The following is a 15,458-nucleotide window of genomic DNA, read 5'->3' as shown; positions in this document are numbered from 1 at the left end:
ACAAGCTATAGCTTATTGTAAAAAAGGTCAAGTTATTAGTGGATCATCACGTGAATATACGATTTACCATTTAATAAGCTAAAATAGTTTAATAATTTCAAATAGATAGAAAATTGATTGTTACAAAAAAGTAACATTTGATTCTGTGGGAGATAAAAAAGACCAGCATAAAATGCTGGTCAAAATAGAAAGATTGGAAGGAATTGTTTTCTTTCTTCACCGATAGCCATCGATATTGCTGATGGCTATTAGGCAATTGAAAGAGAGAAGCATGACTGCTTCGTTAAGCAGAAAGCATCAGTGAATCTGCTTTTGCTTCTAGGTTTGTGCCACCCATTAGATAATCATCGATAGCACGGGCACATTCGCGGCCTTCATTGATACAACGAACCACCAAAGATTGGCCTGTTCGCATATCACCAGCAGCAAATACGCCTTCTTGGTTAGTAGCAAAATCTTGAGTTGCTACGTTACCGCGATCGTCTAGTGCGATATCCAGTTGAGCAAGTACGCCTGTTGGTTCAGGGTGTAGGAAGCCCATCGCTAGAAATGCCATATCACATGGAATCACACGCTCGCTGCCTTCTACTTCTTTGAAGCTTGGGCGCTCGCCTGGTTTCGCATCTTGCCAAACGATATCAGCCAAACGAAGACCAGTAACTTCACCTTTGTCATTGCCGATGAACTCTTTGGTGAGGATGTTCCAGTGACGATCGACACCTTCCTCATGAGATGTCGAAGTACGCAGGATCATTGGATATTGAGGCCAAGGCATATTAGCAGGACGCTTTTCTGGTGGAATCGGCATGATTTCCACTTGAGTTACACTTGCTGCGCCGTGACGGTTTGATGTTCCCACACAGTCTGAACCCGTATCACCACCACCGATAACCACAACATGTTTACCCGCAGCGTGAATTTCTTCCGTTTTCAGGTCCATGTTATTGGCGCGACGGTTGTTTTGACCTAGGAACTCCATCGCGAAGTGAACGCCTTTTAGTTCACGACCCGGAACGGGCAAATCACGTGGAACCGTTGAGCCACCGGTTAGTAGAACCACATCGAACTCTTGACGCAATTGTTGAGCATTTACATCAACACCGACGTGTTGGTTTACTTTAAACTCAATGCCAGCTTCTGCCATTAGATTGATCTTGCGATCAATGACTTCCATGCTCAGTTTAAAGTCTGGGATACCAAAACGTAGCAGACCGCCCACTTTCTCGTCTCGCTCGAATACTGTCACGGTATGGCCTGCGCTGTTTAGCTGCTCAGCAGCCGCAAGACCAGCAGGTCCAGAGCCAATGATCGCCACCGTTTTACCAGTGCGAGAACGTGGCGTTTTTGGTTTGGCGTACCCTTCACGATACGCCGTTTCTACGATAGTTTTTTCGATATTACAGATAGTGATTGGGTCTTGGTTGATACCAAGAACACAAGCACTTTCACATGGAGCAGGGCAAACACGACCAGTAAACTCTGGGAAGTTGTTCGTCGAGCTTAGGATGTTCCAAGCTTCTTCCCAGCTATCACGATAAACCGCGTCGTTAAATTCTGGGATGATGTTACCGATAGGGCAGCCGTTATGACAAAACGGCACGCCACAATCCATACAACGAGAAGCTTGAGTATTGATCTTGTCACCAAACTCCTCGTTCAGAACGAACTCTTTGTTGTTCTTGATGCGTTCAGCTGGGTCAATCTTCTGTGGTAGTTCACGACCATGCTCTAAAAATCCAGTAGGCTTACCCATTATACGGCCTCCACTTGAGTTTCGTTTCCTTGAGACAGTGCTTCAGCTTTGCGTTTTTGAAGAACCGCTTTGTAGTCACGCGGCATTACCTTAGCCATAGAGGCTAGGCTAGCTTCAAAATTGTCTAGGAAAGACTGAGCGACTTCACTTCCTGTGAATTGAACATGCTTAGTTAGCATGTCGAGTAATAGATCTCTGTCTTCTTGCTCGATTGGATCTAGGTCTACTAGCTCTGGGTTCAGTTTCGACTCAAAGTCACCTGATTTATCCCATACGTATGCCACGCCGCCACTCATACCTGCGGCAAAGTTACGACCTGTTGAACCTAGGATAATTGCTGCACCGCCCGTCATGTATTCACAACCGTGGTCACCGACGCCTTCTACTACTACTTTCGCGCCTGAGTTACGAACACAGAAACGTTCACCAGCCATACCGCGAATGAAAGACTCACCCGAGGTTGCACCGTAGAAACACACGTTACCAACCACGATGTTGTCTTCCGCGACAATACTTGATTTTGCATCTGGGTAAAGTACTAAGGTACCGCCAGATAAGCCTTTACCCCAGTAGTCGTTCGCGTCGCCTTCCACTTCGAACTTCACGCCCTTAGCTAGGAATGCACCGAATGACTGACCCGCAGAACCTTTGAACTTCACGTTCATTGGCTGAGGTAGACCCGCATCTTTGTACACTTTCGAGATTTCGTTCGACAACATGGTACCTGCAGAGCGGTCCGTGTTGACGATAGGGAACTCGGCATTCACCGCTTCGCCTTTCTCTAGTGCAGGAATCGCTGCTTGAATCAGCTTACGGTCTAGCACTTCTTCTAGGTTGTGGTTCTGTTGAGCTTGGTTGAATACACCATCAGCTTCACGTGGTTGCTCAACGTGGAGAACAGGAGACAGATCTAGGTTCTTGTATTTCCAGTGAGAAATGTCTTGGCGAATCTTCAGCTTCTGACCTTGACCGACCATTTCATCGATAGTGCGGAAGCCAAGTTCAGCCATGATTTCACGTAGACCTTGTGCCATGTATTGGAAGAAGGTTACGACGTCTTCAACGCGACCATCAAAGCGCTCGCGAAGCGTCTTGTTCTGAGTCGCGATACCAACAGGACAAGTGTTCTTATGACACTTACGCATCATGATACAACCTTCAACCACTAATGCTGCGGTTGCTACGCCCCATTCTTCAGCACCAAGTAGTGTTGCCACTGCAAGGTCGCGAGGTGTCTTCATCTGACCATCCGCTTGAACCACGATACGGTTACGTAGACCGTTCTTCAGTAGCGTTTGGTGCGTTTCTGCCAAGCCAAGTTCCCAAGGAAGACCTGTATGGCGGATTGAAGACATTGGTGATGCACCTGTACCGCCGTCGAAACCTGCGATTAGTACAACGTCCGCTTTCGCTTTCGCGACACCAGAAGCGATCGTACCTACGCCTGCTTCTGATACCAGCTTCACGTTTACACGGCCTGCGCGGTTCGCGTTCTTCAAGTCGTAGATAAGCTGAGCCAAATCTTCGATTGAGTAGATATCGTGGTGTGGTGGTGGAGAGATAAGGCCAACGCCCGGAGTCGAGTGACGCGTTGCACCGATCCAGTCATCTACTTTATCGCCTGGTAGCTGACCACCTTCACCTGGCTTCGCACCTTGAGCCATTTTGATTTGTAGCTCTTCAGCGTTAGTTAGGTAGTAAGAGGTTACGCCGAAACGACCTGAAGCCACCTGCTTGATTGCAGAGCGTTCCCAATCGCCGTTCTCTTTGCGCTCGAAACGCATTGGGTCTTCACCACCTTCACCAGAGTTCGATTTCGCGCCAAGACGGTTCATCGCAACTGCCAGTGTGGAGTGTGCTTCGTAAGAAATAGAACCGAATGACATTGCACCTGTCGCGAAGCGTTTCACGATGCTTTCAATTGGCTCGACTTCATCGATAGAGATAGAGCCTGCTGGGTTTTTAATGAACTCAAGTTGGCTACGCAGAGTTACCGCGTTGTCACCTTGCTTATCTACTGCAGTCGCGTATTGCTTGAACTGATCGTAGTTCTTGTTGCGCGTAGACTCTTGCAGTAGAGAAATGGTTTCTGGGTTGAATAGGTGCTTCTCACCACGCTGTTTCCATTGGTAAACACCACCAACATCCAGCATTTGAATTGGGATTTCGCGTTGTGGGTAACCGATGCGGTGACGGATCAGCACTTCTTTGGCGATATCATCAAGGGTTAGACCTTGGATACGAGAAACTGTACCTGTGAAGTATTTGTCTACCACGGATTTATGGATGCCCAAGGCTTCGAAGATTTGCGCACCATGGTACGACTGTAGCGTTGAGATACCCATCTTCGAGAAGATCTTCAGAAGACCGCCATTGATCGCTTTACGGTAGTTGTTGAACAGATCACGAGGGTTCGCTTCTGGATCCAACTTCTTCGTACGTTGAAGTTCAATGATGGTTTCAATCACTAGGTAAGGGTTAACCGCATTCGCACCGTAACCAAGTAGCGTTGCAAAGTGGTGCGTTTCACGCGCGTCACCAGTTTCAACCACGATGTCACACTTCGCACGTAGACCTTTACGGATCAAGTGGTGGTGTACCGCACCAACTGCCAGCATTGCTGGGATCGCCGCGTGGTTTGAATTCACTGCACGGTCAGTGAGTAGGATGATTGAGTAACCATCGATAACCGCGTCTTCTGCGTATTGGCAGATACGTTTTAGTGCACGCTCAAGCTTGCCTTGATCTTCATTGGCTTGGAACACGATATCCAGCGTCTTCGCTTGTAGGTGCTCGTTATCGATCGCACGCAGCTTTTCAAGCTCTGAGTTGGCTAGAACAGGTGATTCCAATTCTACTTTCTGACAGTGAAGTGGTGTTTCAGTCAGAAGGTTTTGGTCTTTACCCAAGTAAGTGTTCAGCGACATAACCATACGCTCACGGATCGGGTCGATCGGTGGGTTAGTTACCTGTGCAAACAGCTGCTTGAAGTAGTTTGAAAGATGCTGAGATTGATGAGATAGAACCGCAAGAGGCCAGTCGGCACCCATTGCTGATAATGGCTCTTTCGCATCATTCGCCATTGGAACGATGATTTCGTTCACTTCTTCAGTGCTTACGCCAAACGCTTGTTGGCGGTGTAGAAGGTGTTCTGGCTTAGGTTGGCTGAACTGGTTGCTCGCATCTGGCAGCTTCTTCAAGCTCAGTAGGTTTTCTTCTACCCATTTCTCGTAAGGCTGTGCTGTTGCGATGGTGTCTTTCACTTCTTCATCGGAGATGATGCGACCTTGCTCTAGGTCTGCAACGAAGATACGACCCGGTTGTAGGCGACCACGGAACTCAACGTTCTCTGGTTCTATATCCACAACACCAGATTCAGATGCCATCACTAGGAAGTTATCTTTGGTCACTGTGTAGCGAGAAGGGCGCAAACCGTTACGGTCTAGTGTCGCACCAACTTGAACACCATCAGTAAAACATACTGAAGCAGGACCATCCCATGGTTCCATGATGTTCGCGTGGTACTGATAGAACGCGCGACGTTTAGGATCCATGTTTTTGTTTTCTTGCCATGCTTCCGGGATCATCATCATCAATGCGTGTGGCAGGCTGCGACCAGACAGAACTAGGAGCTCAAGTGCCATGTCAAAGTTAGATGAATCTGAGCTGCCTTCCTGACAGATTGGAAGAAGCATGTCGATTTCAGCCTGAGTAAACAGGTCTGATTCTAGAATTGCTTCACGGGCTTTCATCCAGTTCAAGTTACCGCGAACTGTATTGATTTCACCGTTGTGGGCAATGTAACGGAAAGGCTGTGCAAGACGCCATTTCGGGAAGGTATTGGTAGAGAAGCGAGAGTGTACCAGTGCTAGTGCAGTCACCATGGTCGGGTTTTGCAGATCAAGGAAGTACTGAGGTACTTGCTCGGTCGTTAACTGACCTTTGTACACCAATGTCTTGTAAGACATTGAGTTAATGTAGAAGTCGTCACCAATGTTCGAAACGCTTTCTAGGCAAACACGTACAGTGTAGTTACGAAGTACGTACAGTTTGCGCTCTAGCTCTTCAGGTGTGATGCCAGGGCCACCAGAGATAAACACATGCTCAAACTGAGGTTCTGTGCTTAGTGGGTCTGCACCGATCATTGAGTTATCGGTTGGCAATACGCGGTAGCCGATAACTTCAAGGTCTAGACGTTGTGCATTACGTTCTAGAATGTCACGGCATTGCTCGCGTTTGTATTCGTCTTTCGGGAAAAGAACGACACCAACACCATACTTTTCAAACGAAGGCAGTTTAATGCCTAGCTTAACGGCTTCTTCTAATAGGAATTCATGAGGTTTTTGTAGCAAGATACCCGCACCGTCACCGCTGCATGGGTCACAACCTTGACCACCACGGTGTTCCATGCGAGCCAGCATATCCAATGCTTGAGTCACTACTTCATGAGATTTACGGTTTTTAAGGTGAGCAACAAAACCGATACCACAAGCGTCATGCTCCAGTTCCGGAGTGTACAGACCCTGTGGATTTTGCTCTCTATCTACCATAGATACATCCTTCCAGTTCAATGTCGACGCAAAAGTACCGGGCAGAAAATACTACCTAGACTATTGATTACGTCTTGTCCTTTATATTTATTATCGCCACCGATCTAGGTTGACCGGTCTTGATTCCTTTCCGTATCTCGCAGGAAAAGTTTTGCGAGAAAAACAATCCTTGGTGGTATCCCTTTATTTATTATCACTATCTAGTGATTTATATAGGTAGGAGTGGGATAACACCGACAAATCCCGCAGTGTGCTTTGTAATAAAAGTCACAAAAATAACGGGGTTGTGTAAGTATCCTACAATTTTGTCACTTCAGAATGCAATGAAAAAGTCGGCGTTGTGACCCAATTTTTTCGTTTAATTATGCATTTTTAGTTTAACATTTACGCAACATGAACGTTTTTTGTCTTTAATTATGCAAGTTTATTGATTTTGACCCGCATGATGGGTGTTTGAATTGATTAATATTGTGTGTTTTTTCTTGCAGGGATGTAATTTATTTACACAGATCGTAGTGAGATTGATTACGATTTATTGTTGGTGAGAATTTATGCAGTTACATGAGTTGGTCAATACAATCGGCCAAGATCTTCAGCGTCGATACGGTGAAAAGGTTCATAAGTTAACATTGCACGGTGGATTTAGTTGCCCTAACCGCGATGGCACGATTGGGCGGGGAGGATGTACATTTTGCAATGTGGCTTCGTTTGCAGATGAAGAAGTCCAGATAAAAAGCATTCACGAACAGTTAAAAGATCGCGCAGGTGAAATTCACAGAGCGAAGAAGTATCTCGCTTATTTTCAGGCCTACACCAGTACCTATGCAGAAGTACAAGTTCTCAAAAACATGTATGAGGAAGCACTAAAGGCTGCAGACATGGTTGGTCTTTGTGTGGGGACGCGTCCTGATTGCGTCCCTGATGCGGTATTGGATTTACTGTCGGGCTATGTACAGCAAGGTTATGAAATTTGGCTAGAACTAGGTCTTCAAACCGCCAACAATGACACCCTAAAACGTATCAATCGTGGTCATGACTTTGAGTGTTATGCCGAAATCACTAAGCGTGCGCGAACACTCGGAATCAAGGTTTGTACTCACTTAATTGTGGGTTTACCCAAAGAAACCCGCGCCGAAAATATTGAAACGCTGCAAAAAGTGTTAGCCGTGGGAACGGATGGCATCAAGTTACATGGCTTGCATATTGTCGAAGGTAGCACCATGGCGAAAGCTTGGCGTGCTGGAAAGCTAGAAGCCCCTGAATTAGAAGAATATGTTGCGATCGCCAGTGAAATGATTCGTATGACACCACCAGATGTGATTTATCATCGCGTTTCATCAGCAGCTAGGAGGCCCACGTTATTATCGCCTCTGTGGTGTGAAAACCGTTGGCTAGCGATGACGGAAATTGGTCGAGATCTCAGTGCTCATGGTGCTCAAGGGAGTCTTACGGGGAATACCTTTATCTATACTAAACCGGAATTAATAGCAGATCGCTCAATAAATAACTGATATATTTTAACCAGTGTTCTTTGAAGGTTTAAACGATGGATCAGTTACTCAATTGGCTTTGGGGTGGTCAAGGCGGTTATGGCTATGTCGTCTTGTTGTTAATCGCAGGCGTGTGCGCGTTAGCACTGATCTATTTGCACTTTCAGACATCACTTAAGCAACTAGTAACGGATTCTCCCTATCCAGTCATAGTGGTGGACACTAGCCATGCTCAGCTCTTGCTATCTAACCAGGCTGCGATGCAGTTATTAGGCATTCGCTCTTTGGGAACGGGGTATTTGTATCCTGCTTTATTCGATATTCATGAGCTTGAGCAGTTTCTCGAGCGCTTCTCTAGTCGTCATTTTCGTCAGCAGGCTTTTGACTGGCGACTATCTGATAGTGAATCTATTAAAGTGGAGCTGTCAGGCAGAAAGAGTTTATTGCGCAATCATCGAGTTTGGATTCTTTATGCTCAGCCATATCAAGCCACTCACCAAGAGCAGCAACAAGAACTTGCCCAATTAATCATCGCACGTTCGGCATTAGACTCACTTTCAGAGCTGATTTGTACCCAAGACCGCCAAGGCAATCTATTAACGACCAATCGAGCATTTGATCAATTCTGGCAAGGGCGAAGGGAAGAAGCTTGCGCATCCAAGGCCTTGGGTGAGATGACCAGAAAAAGCGAACGTAAATGGACAACGGATCCACAAGGTCGAAGTTGCTTATTGGAAGTCAATCAAAACTCTCTTGTTTCGCCGAGTGGTGAGCTTATCGGTACGCTGTCTATTAGTCATGACGTGACTGAATGGCACAAGATGCAACAGAATCTGCGAGATGAAATGGAGCGTCGCAAAGATACAGAGGTGGCGCTAGCGCAAAGAGATACTATCTTACAAACGATTCTGGATGCCAGTCCGGACTCTATTGGTATTTTCAATGAGAACATGGTCTATCAAGCGTGTAATCAGCCTTTTGTTAAGGCGTTAGGCATTTCAAAAATTTCTGATTTGATAGGTAAGCGCCTCCAAGACGTGATTCCTAAAGAGATGTACGCGCGCTTAGCAGACAGTGACTTAGAAGCATTACGCCAGTTAGAGCCAGTTCGATACATAGATAAAGTCGTGAGTAGTGATGGTAAAAGTACGTGGTTTGATGTGGTGAAATCGCCTTTTAAAGATAAAGCATCAGGAACGAATGGTGTGCTGATCATGGCGCGTGATATTTCTGAGCGTTATCTTGCAGAACAAAAGTTGGAAAAAGCCAACCTAGAGTTAGAAAAATTGAGCTTTATGGATAGCTTAACTCAAGTATCGAACCGACGCCGTTTTGACGAACAGCTGCAGGTATTGTGGTACCACCACGCTCGAGAAAAGCTGCCGCTCACCATCATGTTATGTGACATCGACTTTTTCAAAGATTACAACGACTGTTACGGTCACCAACAAGGTGATGAAGCGTTAGTCAGTGTCGCTACCGTGTTTACACAAGTCATCAATCGTTCTTCGGATTGTGTTGCGCGTTATGGTGGCGAGGAGTTTGGTTTTATATTGCCGAATACCACCACGGAAGGTGCGCGCAACGTAGCGCAGCGTATTCATGAGAAAATTCTACAGCTTGATATGGAACACGACAGTTCAGAAGCATCTGAACGCCTTACCGTCAGTATCGGTCTGGTCTCTTACATTCCTCAGCATGGTGATGAACCCGAAATGGGCATCGCTATGGCTGACAGTGCGTTATACCAAGCTAAAGCTGATGGACGTAATCGCACCTGTATCCACCCCAGTTCTTGCTAACGCTTTGTGACCGCTTGCTCTAAGTTGATAGCTGATTGTTTAAATCACCGTATTAAACACGTTAAACTTACAGAAGCCTGTGCGCTCGTTGGTTTATCTTTCTATCTCGTGTCACAAGCGCAGATCGCACCGTGTGTTTTTCACTAATCAAACAGACCTAAATTGCGTTAGGTCGAGTGCATTTACCTGTTTTTCATCATCGAATGGCGCTATCTAGCCACCACCATGGAGTAGTTAATGAAACCCATGAAAAATCTCGCCCAGTATTATGTCGACTTGCTAGTCAAACTGGGGATTGTTCGCTTCTCTATTTTGCTAGCCCTTGCGCTGGTGGCATTAGCTGTTGTGGTGCAGGTAGGGATTACTTTAGCTCTCAAAGGGCGAGTAGATGATATCGACATTGTCCGTTCGGTGTTTTTTGGTCTATTGATCACCCCTTGGGCGGTTTACTTCCTCTCTGTGGTTGTCGATCAACTAGAAGAGTCTCGCCAGCGTTTAACTAAGCTGGTGTCCAAACTGAAGGACATGCGTTCGCGAGATCAAGAGCTGAATTACCAACTTCAACAAAACATTGAAAAGCTTAACCAAGAAATTGAAGAGCGTATTAAAGCGGAAGAAGCACGTGAAGAGGCGATGCAAGACCTCGAAAATGAGGTGTTCCAACGCGAACGTACTCAATTAGAGTTGGCAGAACGTACCGCATTACTGCGTTCATTTATTGATGCCTCACCAGACTTAATTTACTACCGCAATGCGGATGGTGTTTTCTCTGGCTGTAACCGCGCGATGGAAGAGCTAACGGGCAAGAAAGAGCACCAGTTAGTCGGATTAAGCCCTTGGGATGTGTATAGCAAAGAAATCGCCGAGCATATCGTTGATACTGACCAAAAGGTTTTTGCCGATAATCAAGCAATTACTTACGAGCAATGGCTCGAATACCCAGATGGTCGCAAGCATTACTTTGAGCTGCGTAAAGTGCCATTTTACAGCAAAGATGGCCGCCACCTTGGTCTCGTTGGGTTCGGTCGTGATATCACTGAACGTAAGCGCCATGAAGAGTCGTTAGAGAAAGCAAGCCGCGACAAAACTACCTTCATCTCAACCATCAGTCATGAGCTGCGAACGCCGCTGAATGGCATTGTAGGCTTAAGTCGTATGCTTCTAGATAGTCCGTTGACAGAAGAGCAGCGTAAACACATGCAGACCATCAATGTGAGTGCGATTACTCTAGGTAACATCTTCAACGATATTATCGATATGGATAAATTTGATCGCCGTAAGTTAGAACTATTACCTGCGCCACTTAACTTCGAAGACTTCGTCGCAGAGATTGAGAGTATCTCAGCTCTGATGGCGGAACAAAAAGGGTTACGCTTTGACTTAGAACGTTTAAGCGACTTGCCAAAAGCAATTGAAGTGGATGCAACCCGTCTACGTCAGGTGATTTGGAACTTGGTCAGCAACGCAATGAAGTTCACCAAGGAAGGTGGCGTTGTGATGACAGTGAGCGCGGATGTCGAAGACGATTTTGCGACCATTATTATGGAAGTGGAAGACACAGGTATTGGTATCCCAGACGAAGAGCTAGATAAGATCTTTGCGATGTACTACCAAGTGAAATCAGGCAAGGACAACCTGCATGCGGTCGGTACAGGTATTGGTTTGGCGGTATCTAAGCAACTGATCAATATGATGGATGGTGACATTACGGTTACCAGTGAGGAAGGCTTTGGTAGCACTTTTACTGTATCGATCCACGTTCCGATTGTTGAACTAGCTGAGCCAGTCATTGATGCGAAACGCGACAATGTGCGCCTCAACATATTTATGGTCGAAGACATCGAGCTTAACGTAACTGTGGCTAAATCGTTACTAGAGAGCCTAGGGCACTCTGTCACCGTGGCAATGACGGGCCAAGAAGCGTTAGTGAACTTTGTGCCAGAAAAATACGACTTAGCGTTGTTGGATATCCAACTGCCTGATATGACGGGCTTTGATGTCGCCAATTATTACCGCAAGCATTATAACAATCTTCCTCCATTGGTCGCCTTAACTGCTAATGTAATGAAAGATCGTCGTGAATACTTAGATAACGGCATGGATGATGCGATCAGTAAGCCGCTGGCAGTGAATGCTATTCAGTCAGTGATTGATAAATTCTTCGCTCACCAGTTAGAACAACCTAAGGAAGTGGTGAGCGGTCCCGAAACAGTGGAAGAGCCAGTGCCTTCTCCTGTGATTGAGACACATTTGCTCGATATGGATATGTTAGAGTCTTACGTCGACATTGTTGGTGCAAAACCTGTCTACGACAGCATAAAAATGTTTGAAGATATGATGCCAGACTATATCGATGTCTTAGATTCGAACATGACAGCGAAAGATCAAGATGGGATTGTTTCTGAAGCGCATAAAATCAAAGGTGCTGCAGGTTCAATTGGCCTGAAACGTATCCAAAGTGTGGCGCAAAAAGCGCAATCGCCCGATATGCCAGCATGGTGGGAAAACATTTCAGACTGGGTTGAAGAGATCAAAAATGAATACCAAAACGATATTCAAGTCCTCAAAAGTTGGTTGGAACAAAGGAAATAACATGAAAAGAATCGCACCATTGGCATTAGCCATGGCATTGATGGCAGGCTGTAGTTCCGTTCCAAATGTGAATTGGCAACAAAACAGTCAGATTACGATTAATGAGGTTAATGTTGAGCTCAAAAGTAATTTATGGGTGAACCTCATGCCGAATATTGGGGACGTGGAAGAGCAAAGTATTCAAGGTGCACTTTACCTCGAAGGAGATCAGTTACTTCCTGCAAATCTAACGGCAGAAGCTCTTATTATTAAACAGGGGCAAAAAGAGTGGTTGGTGGACAGTGCGTCTTTAGATACTCGAACGCACAGTGAAAGCCGATGGGAGGTGGCGTTCTCGTCTCACATTGATGTGAACACAGAAAAATCGGTTGATATCGCAGTGCTTCTAGACGATGCGGGTAAACAGCGTTGGTTAGTCGAAAAGTACGTGAAGATTAACAAGGTTTATTAACCGCAATGATGTTGCATTAGTCGTTAGACCTAAAACAAAAAGGGCTTGCTCAATGAGCAAGCCCTTTGCATATTAGCGGTTAAATCTAGTCTTCTAGATCGCCACAGAAGCGGTAACCTTCGCCGTGGATAGTGGCGATGATTTCTGGCGTACCTGAAACAGACTCAAAGTGCTTACGGATACGACGAATCGTTACGTCTACAGTACGGTCGTGTGGCTTAAGTTCACGACCAGTCATCTTCTTAAGAAGATCTGCACGAGTTTGAATCTTACCCGGGTTCTCACAGAAGTGCAGTAATGCGCGGAACTCAGAGCGAGGTAGCTTGTAGCTATCACCAGCAGGGCTTACTAGAGAGCGGCTGTTGATGTCTAGTACCCAACCGTTGAATTCATACTTTTCTACCGAGCGCTTCTCTTCTTGCACCGCGTTAGAGCTCATTGAGCGACTAAGTAGGTTACGTGCACGAATAGTTAGTTCACGTGGGTTGAATGGTTTAGTGATGTAGTCATCTGCACCAATCTCAAGACCTAGGATCTTGTCTACTTCATTGTCACGGCCTGTCAGGAACATTAAAGCAATGTTCGCTTGCTCGCGTAATTCACGCGCTAGTAGAAGGCCATTCTTGCCTGGAAGATTAATGTCCATAATAACCAAGTTGACTGAGTTATCAGACAACACTTGGTGCATCTCTTCACCGTCACTGGCTTCAAAAACAGCGTATCCCTCTGCTTCAAAAATACTCTTAAGAGTGTTACGAGTTACTTGCTCATCTTCAACGATAAGAATCTGCGGGGTTTGCATTGGCGGTACCTAAATTTGTGACAAAATTGTGCTAATAGAATAAATTCTAGGCAAAAATATAACATACAGGTAATGTGATTTTGATAATAAATCAAGTTGATCAAAAAAACACTTCTTTCAGTTATCCGCCCTCCATGGAATTTTGCCAACTCACCAGTATCCAATGGCGACGTTTATTCTAAAGGGCTTGTTTACCTTTCATTTCCTGCTTTCAGTGGGGCCTGAAACGTAAACACCCTAAGATATTGAGCGGATTTTATATTGTTAACAGCATGCTAACAATGCTCAAATGTTAATTCCATTCAGTTTGTTGATTTATATCAATTGATGAAATGTAACTGTTATTAATCGTTTAAGACTTATGATAGAAAAAAGTAATAAGAACATAGACGCATCGTTATGGAATGCTTATTCAGAATCTTTTTTCAGATTCGAAGCCGAGTGGCGTGTTTCAAACTATGCTGTGATAACCGCTTGGAACCCATACAGTAACTTGAGGTCCAAAAAAGAAGAGAACAGCATAAACAATCACGCGTTAGAAAAACAGCTACAGCACGTTAATTACGCGCCTGTCACGGTAGGTGATAGCGCTTTTACATGGTATGAGGAAAGCTTTGCCGTCGAGTTGTCGCCAGAGGTAGCCGTTGAATTGGCGAGTGACTTTCAACAAAACGCGATTTATTACGTCATTAATGACCAACTTTATCTTATTGCGTGCTCGCAGCCGAAAGTTTTTCATACGTTAGGCTCCATTAAACCTCGGCTCGTATAGAAGGTATAGAAAAGGATACTGCTCACTGAAGCACCGCTTGGGTGAGAAAATTCACGGAGGAAATATGAGAGACATTACACCCGATATTTGTGACCAATTTGAAGACCAAGTGAGCTTGCTTACTTTACCATTGCAGAACTTTGGTCAACGTAGCGCTTTTTACGGTGAAATCGTTACGGTGCGCTGCTATCACGATAACTCGAAAGTGCGTGAAGTACTGGGCGAAGATGGAACGGGTAAAGTATTGATTGTTGACGGGCATGGATCGTGTCAGAGAGCATTACTCGGCGATCAATTAGCGATACTCGGAATAGAAAATGGGTGGGAAGGCATCATTGTCTATGGTGCAATACGCGACGTAGCACAAATATCTCAAATGGACATTGGCGTTCAAGCTCTTGGAACTAACCCGTTTAAAACAGAGAAACGCGGGATAGGAGAGGTAAACGTAACCTTAACGATGCAAAACCAAATCGTTCAACCTAAGCACTACGTTTACGCTGACTGGAACGGTGTATTGATTTCTAAGCAAAAGCTGGACTTCTAAAAACGAAAGCCTAAACCAACCTCAAAGCCTTGTTGCCAATCTTGGTAATCAAGAGTCGCGTGAAGATCCAGTTTATCGGTAATTTTTACGCGACTTGATACTTCAGCCGCGAGGCTGCTGTCGTCTTGGCGAATACCTTCCGCTGTTTCGTTCTTGTAAGAGCGAACTGTACTTTTCAGCGTGACACGATCATTAAAGTGATAGCTGATCCCACTCAAAAAACCACTTTGATTTTGGGTAGGAGAGTTATTGACTCGCGCACCGACATAAACATCTACCGAATCAAAAAGTTCGTAGGCGTAACCCGTATCGATATTCCAAACATCAAAACTGTCAGACTGGTAACTGTCGCTGGAAATGAATAGTTTATGAGGAGAAGGGGATGTTTTACCTGGAAGCGGCGGAAGCTCGTTTGCTAGACAAACACCAGGCACAAAAAACAGCAACAGAAAAATCCATCTTTTCATGTTCACCACTCCTTGTGTCAACTTTTTTATTAGTATGCGCCCAAAGCTTCTCACTATTAAAGCATAGAATATGAAAGCTAGCTCACCTATTTTCTAAATAATTCGATCCTATGAACATAAGTCACAGTTAAGTTGTTGTTATGTGTCACAACCCTCTCGAATTATTTGATCGTACGTTTTATGGCAAAGATCAGACTAGTTATTAGATAAAAAACCGAACTGGTGATGATGG

Annotated in this window: 10 protein-coding genes; 6 read left to right on the top strand and 4 right to left on the bottom strand. The window is 45.2% G+C overall.

The window, feature by feature from the left end:
• Positions 1–283 precede the first annotated feature (283 nt).
• Both J4N40_RS14175 and gltB read right to left on the bottom strand, forming a co-directional pair.
• Entirely contained in the window at positions 284–1,753 is a 1,470-nt protein-coding gene (locus J4N40_RS14175; RefSeq protein WP_025768420.1) for a glutamate synthase subunit beta, read from the bottom strand.
• Positions 1,753–6,303 (bottom strand): glutamate synthase large subunit, encoded by a 4,551-nt coding sequence (gene gltB, locus J4N40_RS14170; RefSeq protein ID WP_025768421.1) that lies wholly within the window; start codon positions 6,301–6,303, stop codon positions 1,753–1,755. Before gltB ends, J4N40_RS14175 begins: the two co-directional genes overlap by 1 nt.
• A 551-nt stretch (positions 6,304–6,854) precedes the next feature.
• Between gltB and mnmL the strand changes: the two genes are divergently transcribed.
• The 4 genes from mnmL (at position 6,855) to J4N40_RS14150 (ending at position 12,638) form a co-directional block, all read left to right on the top strand.
• Positions 6,855–7,814, top strand: a complete 960-nt coding sequence (gene mnmL, locus J4N40_RS14165; RefSeq protein WP_017633631.1) for a tRNA modification radical SAM protein MnmL/YtqA — start codon at positions 6,855–6,857, stop codon at positions 7,812–7,814.
• 35 nt (positions 7,815–7,849) lie between these two features.
• Positions 7,850–9,595, top strand: a complete 1,746-nt coding sequence (locus J4N40_RS14160; RefSeq protein WP_025768422.1) for a sensor domain-containing diguanylate cyclase — start codon at positions 7,850–7,852, stop codon at positions 9,593–9,595.
• 237 nt (positions 9,596–9,832) lie between these two features.
• The gene (gene arcB / locus J4N40_RS14155; RefSeq protein WP_005381826.1) at positions 9,833–12,187 is read left to right on the top strand and encodes an aerobic respiration two-component sensor histidine kinase ArcB; all 2,355 of its coding nucleotides are present in this window, start codon (positions 9,833–9,835) and stop codon (positions 12,185–12,187) included.
• A 1-nt stretch (position 12,188) separates the two neighbouring features.
• Complete coding sequence (locus J4N40_RS14150) at positions 12,189–12,638, top strand: putative periplasmic lipoprotein (RefSeq protein ID WP_005381825.1); 450 nt, start codon at positions 12,189–12,191, stop codon at positions 12,636–12,638.
• A gap of 85 nt (positions 12,639–12,723) precedes the next feature.
• On the opposite strand, the gene arcA is transcribed toward J4N40_RS14150, so the two are convergent.
• Positions 12,724–13,440 carry a two-component system response regulator ArcA gene (gene arcA, locus J4N40_RS14145; protein ID WP_005381824.1) on the bottom strand — a complete coding sequence of 239 codons (717 nt, stop codon included), beginning with the start codon at positions 13,438–13,440 and terminating at the stop codon, positions 12,724–12,726.
• A gap of 361 nt (positions 13,441–13,801) precedes the next feature.
• On the opposite strand from arcA, the gene J4N40_RS14140 reads away from it, so the two are divergent.
• Together J4N40_RS14140 and J4N40_RS14135 are read left to right on the top strand one after the other, a co-directional pair.
• The gene (locus tag J4N40_RS14140; protein WP_250654286.1) at positions 13,802–14,212 is read left to right on the top strand and encodes a DUF3293 domain-containing protein; all 411 of its coding nucleotides are present in this window, start codon (positions 13,802–13,804) and stop codon (positions 14,210–14,212) included.
• A 64-nt stretch (positions 14,213–14,276) separates the two neighbouring features.
• Entirely contained in the window at positions 14,277–14,759 is a 483-nt protein-coding gene (locus tag J4N40_RS14135) for a putative 4-hydroxy-4-methyl-2-oxoglutarate aldolase (RefSeq protein WP_005381822.1), read from the top strand.
• Here the strand turns inward: J4N40_RS14135 and J4N40_RS14130 are convergent.
• The gene (locus J4N40_RS14130; protein ID WP_025768423.1) at positions 14,756–15,226 is read right to left on the bottom strand and encodes a hypothetical protein; all 471 of its coding nucleotides are present in this window, start codon (positions 15,224–15,226) and stop codon (positions 14,756–14,758) included. The two genes, J4N40_RS14135 and J4N40_RS14130, sit on opposite strands and share 4 nt — an antisense overlap.
• Between the last annotated feature and the right edge of the window lie 232 nt (positions 15,227–15,458).

The organism is Vibrio sp. SCSIO 43097 (assembly GCF_023650755.1).
Lineage (GTDB): Bacteria > Pseudomonadota > Gammaproteobacteria > Enterobacterales > Vibrionaceae > Vibrio > Vibrio alginolyticus.
This window is presented reverse-complemented; position numbering and strand designations above follow the sequence as displayed.